10 protein-coding genes are annotated in these 15751 nt (G+C 61.7%); 5 read left to right on the forward strand and 5 right to left on the reverse strand.

Annotated features, from left to right (window positions below; genetic code table 11):
- Positions 1-28 precede the first annotated feature (28 nt).
- The 3 genes from AQZ59_RS03680 to AQZ59_RS03690 all read right to left on the reverse strand — a co-directional run bounded on the left by AQZ59_RS03680 (position 29) and on the right by AQZ59_RS03690 (position 2929).
- Positions 29-1447 carry an exonuclease domain-containing protein gene (locus AQZ59_RS03680; RefSeq protein ID WP_062613261.1) on the reverse strand — a complete coding sequence of 473 codons (1419 nt, stop codon included), beginning with the start codon at positions 1445-1447 and terminating at the stop codon, positions 29-31.
- 171 nt (positions 1448-1618) lie between these two features.
- Positions 1619-2572, reverse strand: coding sequence for a cation diffusion facilitator family transporter (locus tag AQZ59_RS03685; RefSeq protein WP_082661129.1), 954 nt, complete (start codon positions 2570-2572; stop codon positions 1619-1621).
- On the reverse strand, positions 2573-2929 hold the full coding sequence (locus AQZ59_RS03690) for an ArsR/SmtB family transcription factor (RefSeq protein WP_062613263.1): 357 nt from the start codon (positions 2927-2929) through the stop codon (positions 2573-2575). It lies immediately after the preceding gene.
- Positions 2930-3236: 307 nt separating this feature from the next.
- Here AQZ59_RS03690 and AQZ59_RS09345 point away from each other — a divergent pair, with 307 nt between their 5' ends.
- Positions 3237-3488, forward strand: a complete 252-nt coding sequence (locus AQZ59_RS09345) for a TM2 domain-containing protein (RefSeq protein WP_062613519.1) — start codon at positions 3237-3239, stop codon at positions 3486-3488.
- A 381-nt stretch (positions 3489-3869) separates the two neighbouring features.
- Here the strand turns inward: AQZ59_RS09345 and AQZ59_RS03700 are convergent, their stop codons facing one another.
- Complete coding sequence (locus AQZ59_RS03700) at positions 3870-4175, reverse strand: hypothetical protein (protein WP_062613265.1); 306 nt, start codon at positions 4173-4175, stop codon at positions 3870-3872.
- Between the two features lie 364 nt (positions 4176-4539).
- Positions 4540-4734 (reverse strand): hypothetical protein, encoded by a 195-nt coding sequence (locus AQZ59_RS03705; RefSeq protein WP_062613266.1) that lies wholly within the window; start codon positions 4732-4734, stop codon positions 4540-4542.
- Positions 4735-4956: 222 nt separating this feature from the next.
- On the opposite strand from AQZ59_RS03705, the gene AQZ59_RS03710 reads away from it, so the two are divergent.
- The 4 genes from AQZ59_RS03710 to ppdK all read left to right on the forward strand — a co-directional run bounded on the left by AQZ59_RS03710 (position 4957) and on the right by ppdK (position 15728).
- A complete protein-coding gene (locus AQZ59_RS03710; protein WP_062613268.1) occupies positions 4957-6837 on the forward strand; it encodes a site-specific DNA-methyltransferase in 1881 nt (626 codons plus the stop codon).
- A 15-nt stretch (positions 6838-6852) separates the two neighbouring features.
- Positions 6853-9822 carry a restriction endonuclease gene (locus AQZ59_RS03715; RefSeq protein ID WP_062613270.1) on the forward strand — a complete coding sequence of 990 codons (2970 nt, stop codon included), beginning with the start codon at positions 6853-6855 and terminating at the stop codon, positions 9820-9822.
- A 15-nt stretch (positions 9823-9837) separates the two neighbouring features.
- Positions 9838-12723 carry an SNF2-related protein gene (locus AQZ59_RS03720; RefSeq protein ID WP_062613272.1) on the forward strand — a complete coding sequence of 962 codons (2886 nt, stop codon included), beginning with the start codon at positions 9838-9840 and terminating at the stop codon, positions 12721-12723.
- Between the two features lie 272 nt (positions 12724-12995).
- Positions 12996-15728: a pyruvate, phosphate dikinase gene (ppdK, locus tag AQZ59_RS03725; RefSeq protein ID WP_062613274.1), complete on the forward strand. Its 2733-nt coding sequence runs from the start codon at positions 12996-12998 to the stop codon at positions 15726-15728.
- The last annotated feature ends 23 nt before the right edge of the window (positions 15729-15751 follow it).

Raw genomic sequence — 15751 nt, forward strand, 5'->3', positions numbered from 1 at the left:
CTGGGCCGGCTCTCAGCCTGGCGGTGCGCTAAAGCCCGCCCTCGGTGAACCGGATCAGCTCGTCGGCGGCCGCCTCAGAAATTACTGGGATCCCGTAGTCGCGGGCCTTCTTGGCTTTGCCACTCATCGAGTTGATATCTCCCGCGATCAGCACTTTCGTCTTCTTCGCCAGGCCCGCCACCGCAATGTTGTGCGCCCCAAAGAGTGCTTCCCACTCGGAATGCGTGCGCAGCACCGGACCCGTCACAGTCACGCGATCGCCCGGAGCAAGCACGATGCACGAATCAAGCAGGCCGCTGCGAACCTCGCCCTCCGGTGCGGGTGCCGTCACAACAGTCGGCGAGCCGGGCGCCGTCGTCGTCGGCAAGCCCACCTCACGAACCTCGGGCGGGATGCCGAGGTACCTGCCCACGACCTCAATCGTCTCCCGCTCCTCCCGCGTGACCACGCCGTCCGCCCAGGCCGCCGTGACAAGAGACCGCAGGTAACGCTGGTGGAAGTCCGCCAACGCCACGCTCGACAGCTGGTATTGCGCCGCGAACTCGAGGAGCTGCCGCTCCTCGGCAGCCGACAGATCCCGATCGAGAAACACGTCATCAAGCAAGCGGAAGTACTGCGCCGCCAACGACTCGGCCGGGATGTCCCGCGCGCCCACCGCCTTGTTCACCCACGCCCCGCTACGCAATGCTTCCCGCGCCCGGGCGGCGTCGGCGCGCGTGACGTGCAGTGGATCCTCGGTCAGTTCGCTGTGGCAATAATCCGCGCAGGCGCTCGCGGCCGCCACCGCCTTGCGCCACAAAGGATCCTTGCTGGCCGACGTCTCGCGAAGGAAGTATTCGAGTACCTGCGCGGTGGCGATCGCGTCGGCGAGCGCGCTATGCGCCTGGCTGTTGTGGATCCCGAGGGCGAGGGTGACGTCGCTTAGCTTGGCTGTCCTGCCGACCTTATACTGCTTGGCCAGCGTCATCGTGCACAGGTAGGGGATGGACTTACCGCGGAAGTTCCCGCTTGCCGTGAGCTCGCCGTGAGCAAAGCGCGCATCGAAGCTGGCGTTGTGCGCCACGAAGACGCTTCCGTCCAAGATAGCAGCGAAGTGTTCGGCGATGTCGCCAAATACGGGTGCAGCCACCACGTCAGACGCGCTGATCCCGTGGATCTCCGTGGCGCCCACGTGCCGCATGGGGTTAATGAGCGTCTCGAAGGTGCCGACGATGCGCCCGTCGGGGTCGAGCTTCACGACGCCGACTTCAAGCACCCGGTCCCCGTGGTCGAATGAGAAACCCGTCGTCTCAAAATCGAGGACGACATACCCACCGGGCGTATACAGATCAGGATTACTCAGGCTCATAGGGCCATCGTAGTGCGGGGTTGCCCGCCCATCCACGAAGTTGGTGTTGATGCGCAGGTTGAGCCTGAACTGGACACCTGAGGGTAGTAGTTTCTTCATCGGTGGGAGAGCAGTGTTCTGACCTGGAGTTTTATCTTCCGCCCGGGCCGGGTCTCTCGCCGCCCCGTCAAATCTCATGACTCTGAGGCTCCAACCCCCGATTTTGGCGATGAAAAGCTACAGGGTCCTGAGATTTGACGGCCGCCTAGCCCCGGCGCCGCCGGCCCAGCCCTACTTCCCGGCCTCCTGCGGCACCGAGCATGCGTGCCCGCCGGCGTGGAACCCGGGCGCCTCGAGCTGGAAGGTGGTGTGGGCAACGTCGAAGTGCTGGTCGACGCATTCGCGCATGGCGCGCAGCACCTGCTGGGCGTGCCCGTCGGTGAAGCATTCATCGTCGAGGACCACGTGCGCGGTGAGTACGGGCAGCCCGGTGGAAACGGCGGAGGCGTGCAGGTCGTGGACCTCCACCACGTGATCCACCGCGACCAGGTGCCGCCGCACCTCCTCCAAATCAAGCCCCTCGGGTGCGAACTCCATGAGCACCCGAATCGTCTCGCGAAGGATGACAAACGCGCGCGGCAGGATGAGCGCGGCGATGAAGAGGCCGGCCAGGGCGTCGGCGCGTTGGAACCCGGTGGCCCAGATGACGATCGCTGCCACGATCACACCGAGCGAGCCGAGCGCATCATTAAGCACCTCGAGGAAGGCTGCCCGCAGGTTGAGGTTGGCCTCCCGGCTGCCGTGTAGCACGAGCAGGCCCGCGAGGTTCGCGCACAACCCGATCACGCCGAACACGAGGAGCTCGCCGGCGGGCACGACCGGCGGGGCGAACAGTCGCTGCACGCCTTCGATCACGGCATACCCGCCCACGACCAGCAGCAGCACAGCCTGCCCGAGCGCGGCAATAACCTCGACGCGGCGGAAGCCCCACGTGCGCTGGGCTGTGGCAGGGCGCAGCATGAGCGTCGCGGCTACGAGCGCGACCACCAGCCCGGACAGGTCGGTGAGGGCGTGCACGGTGTCGGTGAGCAGTGCGAGGCTGCCCGTGACGATCGAGCCGACGAGCTGCGCGGCCACGATGATTCCCGTGATCACGACGACGATCGTGAGCCTCCGCCGATGGTCAGGCGTCGCGGGGGAGCCGGCCGCGCCAGCGTGAGAGTGTGAGTGCATGTGGTGGGACATTTAGGCCTCGTTGGGGTGCATGAGTTGGGAACACAGAGTGACCTGGGAGCCGGTGGCTGCGAGGAGGTGCTCGGAGGCTTGGAGGAGGGAGGCGAGGTCCTCGGCGTCGGCGAGGCGGTACCAGGAGGCGCGGCCCTCCGCGCGGAATTCGATGAGGCCGCATTCGAGCAGGCAGGAGAGGTGTTTGGAGACGGTGGATTGGGCGAGCCCGAGGTGATCGACCAAGTCGCGCACGCGGTGCTCGCCGTAGGAGAGGTGGTGGAGAACGGCGAGGCGTGTGGGGTCGGACAGTGAGTGGAAGAGGCTGGCGTAGACCGCGGTGGCGGAGTGGTCGAGGGGAGGGCTACTGATCGTCATGACTCGATAGTATCGCGTTTGGGCGATAAATGTTACCCGGTGGTTGCGTAGTCGGCATGCACTGCTTGGCAGGTGGGCGAGTGGGTGTTGTGAAGGGGGATGCGGCTAGAATAATCACCACGGGTGAGCACAACCCTTCACAGAAAGGTCACGCAATATCATGTCTAATCAGGATTTTCCGCCGAACAATCCGCCCCAGCCGACGCCGGGATTCCAGCCTCAGCCGGGGTTTCAGGAGAACTCGGCGTTCTAGGGTCAGCCGACGTATCAGGCTCAGCCCCCGCATGTGTACCAGCAGCATTACGGTATGGCTGCTCCTCAGGCGCCTGGAATGAAGAGGGTGAATAAGACTCTGTACATCCTGATGTCGTTCTTCTTCAGCACCTTTGGCGTTCACCGTTTTCTGCGCGGTCAGGTTGGGATTGGTGTTTTGATGCTGCTCGTGTCGTGGATGATGCTCGGTATTTGGCAGTTGATCGATTTTATTATCGGGCTGACCAAGATCGGCGACTACCCGGGCGACGATTTTGTGTTCACGGAGCATGGTAACTGGGCTTAGCGCGGGGCTATGCCCAACGGACGCCGGAGTCCGGCGTCCGTTGGCCGGCCGCGGGCAGGCGCCTGGATCCCCGGACGCCCGCCCGCATTCCGCCCTCACGATCTGAAGGTACAGTGCAGCTCGCCCCGCCATGCGCATGAGGGCAGACTGCCCGCCCGCGAGCCCCACTCCGTTCATCACTGATGCTCGGTTCCCGTCCCGACCTATCGGCGTGGGGAACGCTTGGATGGGGATTTGCGACGTCGTGGTGATGCTCGCGATGTTCCACGACCCTTCGATCAGGTTGGCGTAGACGCTCGAGGTCAGCGACTCGATTGTGCCAATCCCCGAGGTGGCGATCGACAGCGGCGGCATGTATCCCTTGTCGATCAGGGAGCGCCACTATTGGATGTTCTCGTGAGGCTCGGGTGCGTCGTAGTTAAAATGCTGGCCCCACGGGTTCTCATCGGTCCACGCCCAGTGCCCATTCGATAGGGCGAACGGCGCCCACTGCACCTGGCCGTAACCGGAGCCGGCCTCGTTGTAGCCCATGCCGTGGACCTTGACGTGGTTCTTGTCGAAGCCCTCCTCGTCGCCTTGCACGCCGTTCGCGCCCACCGTGAGCTGGGCGAGGAGCTTCTCGAAGGAGCTGCCGTCGGTGGGGTCCCATTCGAGCGAGCACAGGTCCTCGGCCGGATATCCCGCCACCAGTGCTCCGCCAGCTTCGACCGCTGGGCCAAGGGGCCACCGCCGCGGCGATCGTGCAGTGACTCGTGGATGCCACGGGCGAGTGGTAGGATTGCCGCCCCCGGGTGGCGGGGTGCGGGTGTGGCCGTGCGATTTGAAAAACTTGGATGATTCCGGGGCGATCTTTTTATATGCGAAGATCGCCCCGGATTCGTCCAGTAGATTTTAATGCCCAGCGAGCTCCCGGCGCGCGGATCCCTGGGTCTCCGGCCGGGGCCCGCCGTTCCGGCCGGCCCCGGCAGGACCGAACACTTCGGTCTTGTCCGAGCTCTAGGATTTGCGGGACGATCCGGTCTGCCCGCCTCCCGAGTGGTCCGGACCGCCCTTAGAACGGGTACTCGGTCGAGTCCATTGATGGCAGCAACACCCCGACCACCTCACGGTTGCGGTCGAGCGCGACCCGGGCCATGATCTCGCCGACCTCGTGGACGAGGGTGGTCACCACGACTGTGGTGCCGATGTCCTTGCTGTTTAGCGCCTGGGTAGTCGGCGTCTTCTGGCGGGTGCCCTTCGCTCCCACGGCCTGCGGTTTGGTATTTGCGAGAAGCGCGACGATGACTGTCTTATTGATGATCCGCGATCCGCTGCGAGCGGCTTGACCAGCGCTGTTGCCTGGTTCTTTGGAGCGCGTCGAGGCGACCGTGGCATCAGCACTTGAGTAGTATCGTCATGTGCTGAGCGCCGAGGCAAGGATATGCTCGGCTGAAAAGGCTAGGAACAAACGACTGCGACGGAGCACGACATGGATGACACCACGAAGCAGGTTCCCGGGATCACTCCCGATTTTGCAACCGAGGCGGCCGAACGCCTGGCTGAGCTGTTCCCTGAGGTGATTGCGGACGGGAAGGCTGACGTCGAGAAGCTCAAGGTCTTGCTTGGTGACGATGTTGAGGATGCACGGGAGCGGTTCGGGCTCTTCTGGCCAGGTAAGACTCGGGCAATTCGTGCTGCGCAAACGCCGACGACGTCGACCCTCATGCCCGACAAAGAGAATTCCGTTGACTGGGATACCACTCAGAACGTGTTCATCGAGGGCGACAACCTCGAAGTGCTGAAGATCCTCCAAAAGCACTATTACGGGCAGATCAAGATGATCTACATCGACCCGCCCTACAACACGGGCAACGACTTCGTCTACGCCGACGACTACGCCGACTCCATCGGCAACTACCTCGAACTCACCGGCCAGACCGACGAAGGTGGCAAGCTCTCCACCAACTCCGAATCCGCTGGGCGTTTCCACTCCAACTGGCTGAACATGATGTACCCGCGCCTCAAACTAGCAAGGAATCTCCTTCGTGAGGATGGTGTTCTCGCTCTCAGTATTGATGATGATGAGATGCCTCGGGTACGGCTTCTTCTGGATGAAATTTTCGGGGAGAACAATTTCTACGCGAACATTTGCTGGCAGAAGAAATACTCTCCGGCAAACGATGCCAAGCGTTTTTCAGATATGCACGACTTCATTTTGATTGTTGCACGATCTGAAAAGTTCACGCGAGGCCTGTTTCCTCGCACCGAAGAGAACAACAAGCCCTACAAGCATGATGACAATGACGGTCGAGGTCGCTACCGTACCGGCGATCTTTCGGTACGCACATACAGTGCTGCTAACGACTACCCGGTCGAGAATCCGAATACTGGTGAAATATACTATCCCCCAGCGGGAAGATGCTGGGTCTTTTCCCAAGAAAAGCTCAATGTTTATATCTCAGAGAATCGTATCTACTGGGGAAAGGATGGAGCAGGAGCTCCACAGCTCAAGCGCTATTTGAGTGAAGTGCAACAGGGAACGGTGCCCACGACGTGGTGGGACTTCAACTTTGCTGGGCATAACGATGAGTCGAGAAAGGAAATCAGGGCGCTCTTTGGGACAACTTCAGTCTTCGATACCCCGAAGCCAACGAAACTGATTAGACGTCTCCTGCAAGTTCTGACCACAGGAGCTGATGGTGAAATCGTCCTTGATTTTTTCGCTGGCTCAGGCACTACAGCCGACGCTGTTATGCAGCAAAACTGTGAAGATCAGGGGCAGAGAAAGTTCATTCAGGTTCAGCTACCCGAGCCACTGTCCGAGAAGGCAAGCAACGTTGATTGGAACCCTACCACTATCGCTGACGTGACTCGTGAGCGTATCCGTCGTGCGAGTAAGAAGATTCTCGAGGAAGAAGCGTCGAAGCTTGACGGCCGCACCGGCACGCTGGATGTGGGTTTCCGCGCCTACAAGCTTGTAGATACGAATTTCACGAAGTGGAAGGCCGACTCGGGCCTGTCTGAGGATGAGCTGGTTGGTTTGTTCTCCGATCTTGCGGACTCTGCTGATGATCATGCCCGTCCCGAAGCACTGTTGACTGAGGTGTTACTGAAGCTGGGCTTCTCGCTGACGGAGAAGATCGAGACTGTTGAGGTCGCAGGCCTGAGCGTCTTCAGCGTCGCGGACGGTCTGGTGATGGCCTACTTAGATGAGCACACGCAGCCGACGTTGGATCAGTTGCGCGCTCTGGTAGCGCGGGAGCCTGAGCGTCTGGTTGTCTTGGAGGATGCGTTCCAGGGCAATGATGAGTTGAAGACGAACCTGGTGCAAGAGTGCCGCACCCGCAATGTTGAGCTGTGGACGGCGTAGAAGGACTTGAGTTCGATGAAATTCCAGTTTGACCCGCGCCAGCCCTACCAGACGAGCGCCATCGAGGCCGTCACTGACCTATTCGATGGGCAGCCCGCCGATGCTGACCAACTCCTGACCGGCTTGCAGTATCTTCCGCCCCAGCAATCACTGGACATACCGGACTTTGGTGGCCAGGAAGCTTTCGGCATCTTCGAAGAGATCGGTGCATATGGCAACAATCTCGTCTTGGACGAGAGCATGATCTTGGAGAATCTGCAACGGGTGCAGGACCGCAACGGCCTGGAGATCAACGCGAGCTTGGTTGATGGTTTGCAGTTCGATATCGAGATGGAAACCGGCACCGGTAAGACCTACGTCTACCTGCGTACCGCGTTCGAATTGGCAACGAAGTACAGATTCAACAAGTACATCATCTTGGTGCCGTCGGTGGCGATACGGGAGGGTGTGAAGACCAGCATCCAGTTGATGCGCGAGCACTTCCGCCACCTGTACCCGCAAATCAACATGGACTACAACGTTTACTCCGGTGACCGCGCCGAGGACGTGCGAGATTTTGCTACGGCTACATCGTTGCAGTTCTTGGTGATGACGATCGACTCGATTAGGGGCGATAAGAACACCCGTATCATTCATCAGCAGCGCGATAAGCTCTCTGGCCTGCGGCCACTTGACTTCTTGCAGGCAACTCGGCCGATTGTCATCATGGATGAGCCGCAAAACATGGAGTCCCAGCTCTCCCAGTCCGCTGTCACCGACCTGAACCCGCTGTGCACGCTGCGCTACTCGGCAACCCACCGGACCACCCGCAACGTGGTGTACCGGCTCGATCCGCTCGATGCTCACCGGCTGGAGTTGGTGAAGAAGATCGTCGTCTCCGACGCCCTGGAGATGGGCGGCGCGGCGAAGCCGTATGTGAAGTTACTGGAGGTCAAACGCGATCCGTTCAAAGCCAGCCTCGAGTTGGTGGTAAAGAAGAAGGACGGCGGCTTCGCGAAGAAGAAGGTCTCCGCCACCCAAGGCGCCGATTTAGAGCGCCTTTCCGGTGGGAACCCAGCATATGAGGGTAATTGGCGGATCAACGAGATCAGCATTCAACCGGAGCAGATCGAGCTGACTAACTACGGCTACCTGCGGGTTGGCGAGACGATTGGTGACAACCAGGACGCCGTGTTCCGGGAAATGATCAAGGAGACCATCAAGGAGCACATCCGCAAAGAGACCCAAGTTCACGAACGCGGCATAAAAGTGCTCTCCTTGTTCTTCATCGACAAGGTCGCCTCCTACCTCGGTGAGGGCATCAACAACCTCGATGCGCGCGGCCCGTTCGCCGAGGCCTTCGACACGATCTACGTTGAAGAGCGCGCGAAAAACCCGGCCGCCCACGGGTTCCTGCCCGAGGATCCGGTGGAGGCCCGCTCTGGATACTTCGCGCAGATGAAGGCAGGTAAGGGCAAGAACGCCCAGCTCACGTTCAAGGACTCCTCGGGCAAGACAAAGGCCGATGATGACGCCTATGAGCTGATCATGAAGGACAAGGCTCGCTTGCTCAGTATGGACGAGCCGGTCCGGTTCATCTTCTCTCACTCTGCGCTCCGTGAGGGGTGGGATAACCCGAACGTGTTCCAGATCTGCACGCTGCGTGACATGTCGACCGAGACGGAGCGCCGCCAGACCATCGGCCGTGGCCTGCGCCTGCCCGTGAACCAGGACGGTGAGCGGATCAAGGATGCGGGCACCGCACAACTCACTGTCGTGGCGAACGAATCGTATAAGGCGTTCGCGTCTGCACTGCAGGATGAGTACAAGCAGGCTGGTGTGGCGATCGGATACGTGAGACGGACTGAGTTCGCTGCCTTGCCGGTGGTTGATGAGGTGACGGGTAAGGAGATGCGGCTGGGGACGAAGCGTTCCAGTGAGATCTGGGAGTCGCTCCTCAGCCAGGGTTACATCAACGCTGCCGGTGAGGTGATGGGCACGTGGGTGCCAGACCAGCTGGGCTTCACTGTAAACCTTCCCGAAGAGTTCGCAGGTTACGAGGAAGACGTCATCCGGATTGTCGATGGCTGCAAGATCGAAACGATCGTCAAGCACAAGCGCAAGCGCCAGCCCCGCGCCCTCAACAAGCAGGTCTACGCCACCCCCGAGTTCGAAGAGTTCTGGGAGGCAATCACTGCTCGCACCAGTTACCGGGTCACCCTCGATCGAGAGGACCTCATCAAACGGAGCGTGGCGAGTATCCAGCAGGCGCCGCAGATCGATCCGATCCGTATCCAAGTCACCCGAACTGGGCTTGAGATCACGCGTGGTGGCCCAAAAGGCACGGAACTGGGATCCCGGTCCACCGTGCTCACGGACTCGTATCTGTTGCCGGACATCATCAGCCAGCTTCAAGAATCAACGTCGCTGACGCGGAAGACGATCATCGAGATCCTGCTCGGCTCCGGCCGCATCGGGGACTTCCTCGCGAACCCGAATGACTTCATCAAGATGGTCACCGAGCGTATCGAGACCGAGCTCGCTCACACCCTCATCGACGGGATCCAGTATGAGCCGATCGGTGGCTCCATCTATGAGCTGCGCGAACTTCAGGCCGATGGGTTGGAGGAGAAGGACCGGTTCATCGACCAGCTGTACAAGGTGACGAATAAGGAGAAGACGGACTTCGACTACCTCGTGCTCGACTCGGCAGTGGAGCGGCAGTTCGCTCAGTACTTGGATGGGCGTGAGGACATCAAGTTGTTCATGAAGCTGCCCGACAAGTTCCGTGTGCCTACACCGGTGGGTGATTACAACCCGGACTGGGCGATTATCAAGGTTGAGGACGGCACCGAGCACCTCTACCTGGTGAGGGAAACGAAGTCGAGTCAAGACCCGGCGAAGCGCCGCCCGAGCGAGAATGCGAAGATCAAGGCCGCAATGAAGCACTTCGCCGCGATCGGCGTGGATTATGCGGTGTCCGCGCCTGAACGGTGGGAAGTCTAAGGGGAGCGGCGACGAGTGCAGTATTTGAGTGACTATCAGGCCAAGCTCTACGCTCACGAGCTCGACCGTTGCTATGCCTCCGACCATGTCGGCAAGCTCGCGGGGCTGCTATTCGATGCGCAGGTGGAGCCCAAACCCCACCAAGTCGACGCCGCCCTGTTCGCCCTGCAAACCCCGTTCCTGAATGGGGTGATCCTTGCTGACGAGGTCGGGCTTGGTAAAACGATCGAGGCCGGAATCGTCATCTCCCAATACTGGGCACAGCGCAACCGGCGCGTCCTCATCATCGCACCATCGTCGCTGCGCCAGCAGTGGAAGCAGGAACTGGACGAGAAATTCGCTCTGCCCGCCTCACTGCTCGATCGCACCAACATTGATGAGTTGACCGGGCCAGGCGCGAAGGATCAGATCCTCATCTGCTCCTATGAGTTCGCGAACTCGCAGACCACGAAATTGCTCCGGACCTGGGATCTCGTGGTCTGCGATGAAGCCCACCGCCTGCGCTCCCACTGGACCGGGCAAGCCAAGATCGCAGCAAACGTCGCCCGCATCTGTCGCGCCGCCACGAAGACCGTCATGCTCACCGCGACTCCGCTACAGAACCGGCTCGAGGAACTCTACGGGCTGGTCTCGGTGTTCGCGCCGGACTACTTCCATTCTCTCGAGGCATTCAAGGAGCGCTACCTGGACAACCCTGACGGGGTCGGCAACGATGACCTCGCCCAGCGGGTCGCGATGGTGGCGAAACGGACGCTTCGCAAGGATGCGGATAAGTACATTCGCTTCACCGAACGTATGCCGCTGACCGTCGCGTTTACCCCGAGCGATGCTGAGATCGAGCTGTACGACAAGATCAACGAGTACCTGCAGCGGCCGTTTCTGTGGGCGTTTGCGAAATCCCAACGCCACCTGTCCGCTCTCATCATGCGCAAACGCCTCGGCTCCTCCTCCTACGCCGTCGCCTCTACTCTAGAGCGCACTGCAGACCGCCTCGAAGCGGAAGTCCGCGCCGGACGCCGACGCAACGACGCCGGCGGCTTCGTCGGTGACCCAGACCTCACCGGCGAGCTACGGGAAGAAGCAGAAAACACCCCGGTCACCCCTGAGGTGATTGACCCGGAGCAGCGCCATGCGATGCTCAGCGAAGTCGAAGAGCTGCGCGAGTACGCAAAGCTCGCCCGCTCCATTACCGTCAACCAGAAGGCTGTGAAGCTGGTTGATGCGCTCGAGCAGGGCTTTGCGAAGCTGCGCGAGATTGGTGCACCGGAGAAGGCGATCATTTTCACCGACTCCACCGTCACCCAGGACTACCTCGCCCGATCCCTCACGGAGGCAGGATGGGGCGAAGGCCTCGTCTTGTTCAACGGCACCAATACCAGTCCGAAAGCCAACACGATCTACAAGCGGTGGCTCGAGGAGAACCAGGGCGGTGATCTTGTCACAGGTATTCTTGCTGCAGACCGGCGTAAAGCCCTCGTGGATGAATTCCGTGAACGCGGTCGGCTCATGATCGCGACCGAGGCCGCTGCGGAGGGTATCAACCTGCAGTTCTGCTCGATGCTGGTCAACTATGACCTGCCGTGGAACCCGCAACGCATCGAGCAGCGCATCGGCCGCGTGCACCGCTTCGGGCAGAAACACAACGTCGTGGTCGTCAACTTCTCCAACAAAGGAAACCTTGCCGAAGAACGCATCCTCGAGCTGCTCACTGAGAAGTTCGAGCTGTTCACCTCCGTGTTCGGCGCGTCCGATGAGGTTCTCGGTCAGATCGAAGACGGCCTGGATTTCGAGAAGAACATCGCCCACATCCTTGACAACTGCAAGACCTCCGCCGAGATCGATGCCGCGTTTACCGCTCTCGAAGCGAAGTACGCGAAGCAGATCAACCGGGAGATGAAGAAGACCCGCGCCAAGGTGTTCGATAACCTCGACCCGAAGGTGCGCGACAAGCTCAAGTCCTACGACGCCCAAACCGGAATCGTCCTCAACGCCTTTGAACGACTCTTGATCGATGTTACTCGGCACGAGCTGGGGGATAAAGCCACCTTCAACGATTCGGGTACGCAGTTCAAGCTTCACGCCTCGCCCCGTAGTGGAATTACGGCCGGTGACTACTACTTCAAGTCGGAGCCGCGGAAGGGCGCGCATCAGTATCGCTACTCCAGTGATCTTTGTTCGTGGGTCATCGAGTCGGCGAAAACACGAAACACTCCACCTGCCCGGCTGATTTTCCAGATTCAAGGATCAGACCGGGCCAGCACGATCGCCAAGCGTATGCGCAACAAGCAGGGGCGGTTGCGAGTTGAGGAAGTCACCTTCGCGATGCGCGCTGGTAGCAAGGACCTTCGAGAGTCGTATCTCCTATTCTCAGGGTTCTTTGATAACGGTACCCCCATGGATCCAGAGCAGATTCGAGATCTGCTCGACCTGAACTGCGTCAACGTCAGTGAGGGCGATGTGGATACCAACGGCTTCGAGCGCGGCATCGCGCAACAGATCAAGAGGCTCGAGCGGGATGTCGAAGAGCGAAATGCCACTTTCTTTCTTGAACAAGAAGCCCTCGTTGATGCTGCTCGCCTCGACCTCAAAGCGACATTTGACGCCAAGATCCGCGATTACCAAGCCAAGGCCGCCACAGCAAACAAGGAAGCTCGAAAGGCATCAAACACGGCGCAGGAGTTGAAGCTCCGCCAAGAGGCACGGCGCTGGCAGCGCAAGGCTGACGATGCTGAGGACGACTATCGCGCCGAACGAAATCGTCTACGCACTGAGTCTGAGGAGCTGCTCCGTAGCGCAGAGGATGCTCTGCGAGCCACCGAGACTCGGCAGGAGTTGTTCACCATCAATTGGGAGGTAGCGCGAGCGCGGCGCCGGGACGCAAGCCGCCCCATGGCGTCGTGACGCCCGCCTAGGCACCCGGGCCCAAGCGCGCGTGAGGCGGGCCCGCCACCCGGGGGCTTGCCGTTGCGGGAACCGGGTCGAAAGTCGCATATGGCGCCCGGCCGGTGATACATTTGAGGGCGGTGCGTGGAGGCTAAGGCCGCCCATACTAGGCGGGCCGAACCGCCCGAAACAGGCGGGCCACACCGCTCGAAACAGGCGGGCCGAACCGCCCGAAACGGGTGGCGCGCCCCTACAACATACGACAACCCATGATTCCCAACGGAGGGCAGATGACAAAGTACGTATACGACTTCACCGAGGGTGATAAGGACCAGAAGGACCTCCTCGGCGGTAAGGGCGCGAACCTGGCTGAGATGACCAACCTTGGCCTCCCGGTGCCTCCCGGCTTCACGATTACCACGGAGGCCTGCCGCGTGTACCTGAACGAGGGTGCGGCGCCGGAGGAGCTGGACGTGCAGGTCACGGGCGCGATCCGTGAGGTCGAGGCGAAGATGGGCAAGCACCTGGGTGATCCGGCTGATCCGCTGCTCATGTCGGTGCGCTCGGGTGCGAAGTTCTCCATGCCGGGCATGATGGAGACCGTGCTCAACATTGGTCTGAACGACGAGTCGGTGCTCGGCCTTGCGGAGCAGTCCGGGGATGAGCGTTTCGCGTGGGATTCGTACCGCCGCCTGGTGCAGATGTTCGGCAAGACCGTGCTGCACATTGAGGGTGAGCCGTTCGCGGACGCCCTGCACGCCCTCCAGGATGAGAAGGGCTACGCCGGCGATCCGGACATGACCACGGAGGACCTGCAGCGCCTGGTGGTGGAGTTCAAGGCGATCGTCAAGGAGGCCACGGGTCACGACTTCCCGCAGAACCCGCGCGAGCAGCTTGACCTGGCGATCAAGGCCGTGTTCAACTCGTGGAACACGGAGCGCGCCCGCATCTACCGCCGCCGCGAGCACATCCCGAACGACATCGGAACCGCCGTCAACGTCCAGACCATGGTGTTTGGCAACATGGGCGCGGGCTCCGGCACGGGCGTGTGCTTCACGCGCGATCCTTCCACGGGCCACTCGGGCGTGTACGGCGACTACCTCGAGAACGCGCAGGGCGAGGACGTGGTGGCGGGCATTCGCAACACGCTGCCGCTGTCGGCGCTCGGTGAGCTGGACAAGAAGTCGTACGACGAGCTGCTGGCCATCATGGACCGCCTCGAGATCCACTACCGCGACCTGTGCGACATCGAGTTCACGGTGGAGCGCGGCAAGCTGTGGATGCTGCAGACCCGCGTGGGTAAGCGCACCCCGGCCGCGGCGTTCCGCGTGGCGGACCAGCTGGTCGACGAGCGTCTCATCACTCGCGACGAGGCGGTCACCCGCGTGACGGGCGACCAGCTCACCTCCCTGCTCTTCCCGCAGTTCGACAAGGACGCGAAGAAGGTCACCATCACCCGCGGCATGCCGGCCTCCCCGGGCGCGGCCGTGGGCGAGATCGTCATGGACAACGCCACCGCGGTGGCACGCACGCAGGCGGGCGCGAAGGTGGTGCTCGTGCGTCGTGAGACGAACCCCGAAGACCTCCAGGGCATGGTGGTCTCCGAGGGCATCCTCACCGCCCGCGGCGGCAAGACCTCGCACGCGGCCGTGGTGGCGCGCGGCATGGGCCGCTGCTGTGTGGTCGGCGCCGATGACCTGGTGGTCGACGACGTGGCCGGCACCATGAAGGTCAAGTCCACCGGCAAGGAATTCAAGGTGGGCGACATCATCGCGATCGACGGCACCACCGGCGAAATCTTCGAAGGCGACGTGCCCGTGACCGACTCCCCGGTCACCACCTACCTGGCCGAAGGGCTCGAGGCCGGCCTCGCCGCCGCACACACCGATGACGACCGCGACCTGGTGGGCGCCGTGGACCGCATCATGAGCCACGCGGACGAGAAGCGCCGCATGCTCGTGCGCGCCAACGCCGACTCGCCGGAGGATGCCGCCCGTGCCCGCGCGTTCGGCGCCCAGGGCATCGGCCTGTGCCGTACCGAGCACATGTTCCTTGGGTCCCGCCGCAAGCTCATCGAGAAGATGATCCTCGCCCACGACGAGGCGACCCAGGCCGAAGCGCTGGCCGAGCTGCTGCCATACCAGCGCGAGGACTTCATCGGCATCTTCGACGCGATGGACGGCCTGCCGGTCACCGTGCGCCTCATCGACCCGCCGCTGCACGAGTTCCTGCCCGACCTGACCGACCTGTCGGTTAAGCTCGCGGTCAAGGAAGCCAAGGGCGAGGAGATCACCGACGACGAGCGCGAGTTGCTCGCGGCCGTGAAGTCGCACCACGAGCAGAACCCCATGCTGGGCCTGCGCGGCGTGCGCCTCGGGCTGAAGATCCCGGGCCTCATCCGCCTGCAGGTGCGCGCGATCGCCGAAGCCGCCGCCCACCTGATGAAGGAAGGCAAGGACCCGAAGCCGGAGATCATGGTCCCGCTCATCGGCGGCGTGCGCGAACTGCAGATCGTGCGCGACATGGCCCTCGAAGTCATCGCCGAAGTCTCGAAGGAGACGGGCGTGGAGCTCGAACTGCCGATCGGCAACATGATCGAGCTGCCGCGCGCGGCCGTGTCGGCTGACACGATCGCCACCGAGTCCGACTTCTTCTCCTTCGGCACGAACGACCTCACCCAGACCACGTGGGGCTTCTCGCGCGACGACGTCGAAGGCACGTTCTTCAACGAATACTTCGACTACGGCGTGTTTGGCGTGTCCCCGTTCGAGTCCGTGGACCTCGGTGGCGTGGGCGCCCTCGTGGACATGGGCGTGCAGCGCGGCCGCCACTCCAAGCCCAACATGAAGATGGGCGTGTGTGGCGAGCACGGCGGTGACCCGAGCTCGATCCACTTCTTCGAGAAGGTCGGACTGAACTACGTGTCCTGCTCGCCGTTCCGCGTGCCGGTAGCCCGCCTCGAATCGGGCCGTGCGGCCATCGAGAACGAGACCACGTACGTGCGCCACTTCAACGACCTGTAAATCGCTGAAGGGCCTGCGAGTAC

The organism is Trueperella bernardiae (genome assembly GCF_001469025.1).
Taxonomy (GTDB): Bacteria; Actinomycetota; Actinomycetes; order Actinomycetales; family Actinomycetaceae; genus Trueperella; species Trueperella bernardiae.

Excerpts from the sequence above, each read along its gene's own strand:
- AQZ59_RS03680 (WP_062613261.1), bottom strand. The coding sequence starts at position 1,447 with ATGAAGAAACTACTACCCTCAGGTGTCCAGTTCAGGCTCAACCTGCGC.
- AQZ59_RS03685 (WP_082661129.1), bottom strand. The coding sequence starts at position 2,572 with ATGTCCCACCACATGCACTCACACTCTCACGCTGGCGCGGCCGGCTCC.
- AQZ59_RS03690 (WP_062613263.1), bottom strand. The coding sequence starts at position 2,929 with ATGACGATCAGTAGCCCTCCCCTCGACCACTCCGCCACCGCGGTCTAC.
- AQZ59_RS09345 (WP_062613519.1), top strand. The coding sequence starts at position 3,237 with ATGGCTGCTCCTCAGGCGCCTGGAATGAAGAGGGTGAATAAGACTCTG.
- AQZ59_RS03710 (WP_062613268.1), top strand. The coding sequence starts at position 4,957 with ATGGATGACACCACGAAGCAGGTTCCCGGGATCACTCCCGATTTTGCA.
- AQZ59_RS03715 (WP_062613270.1), top strand. The coding sequence starts at position 6,853 with ATGAAATTCCAGTTTGACCCGCGCCAGCCCTACCAGACGAGCGCCATC.
- ppdK (WP_062613274.1), top strand. The coding sequence starts at position 12,996 with ATGACAAAGTACGTATACGACTTCACCGAGGGTGATAAGGACCAGAAG.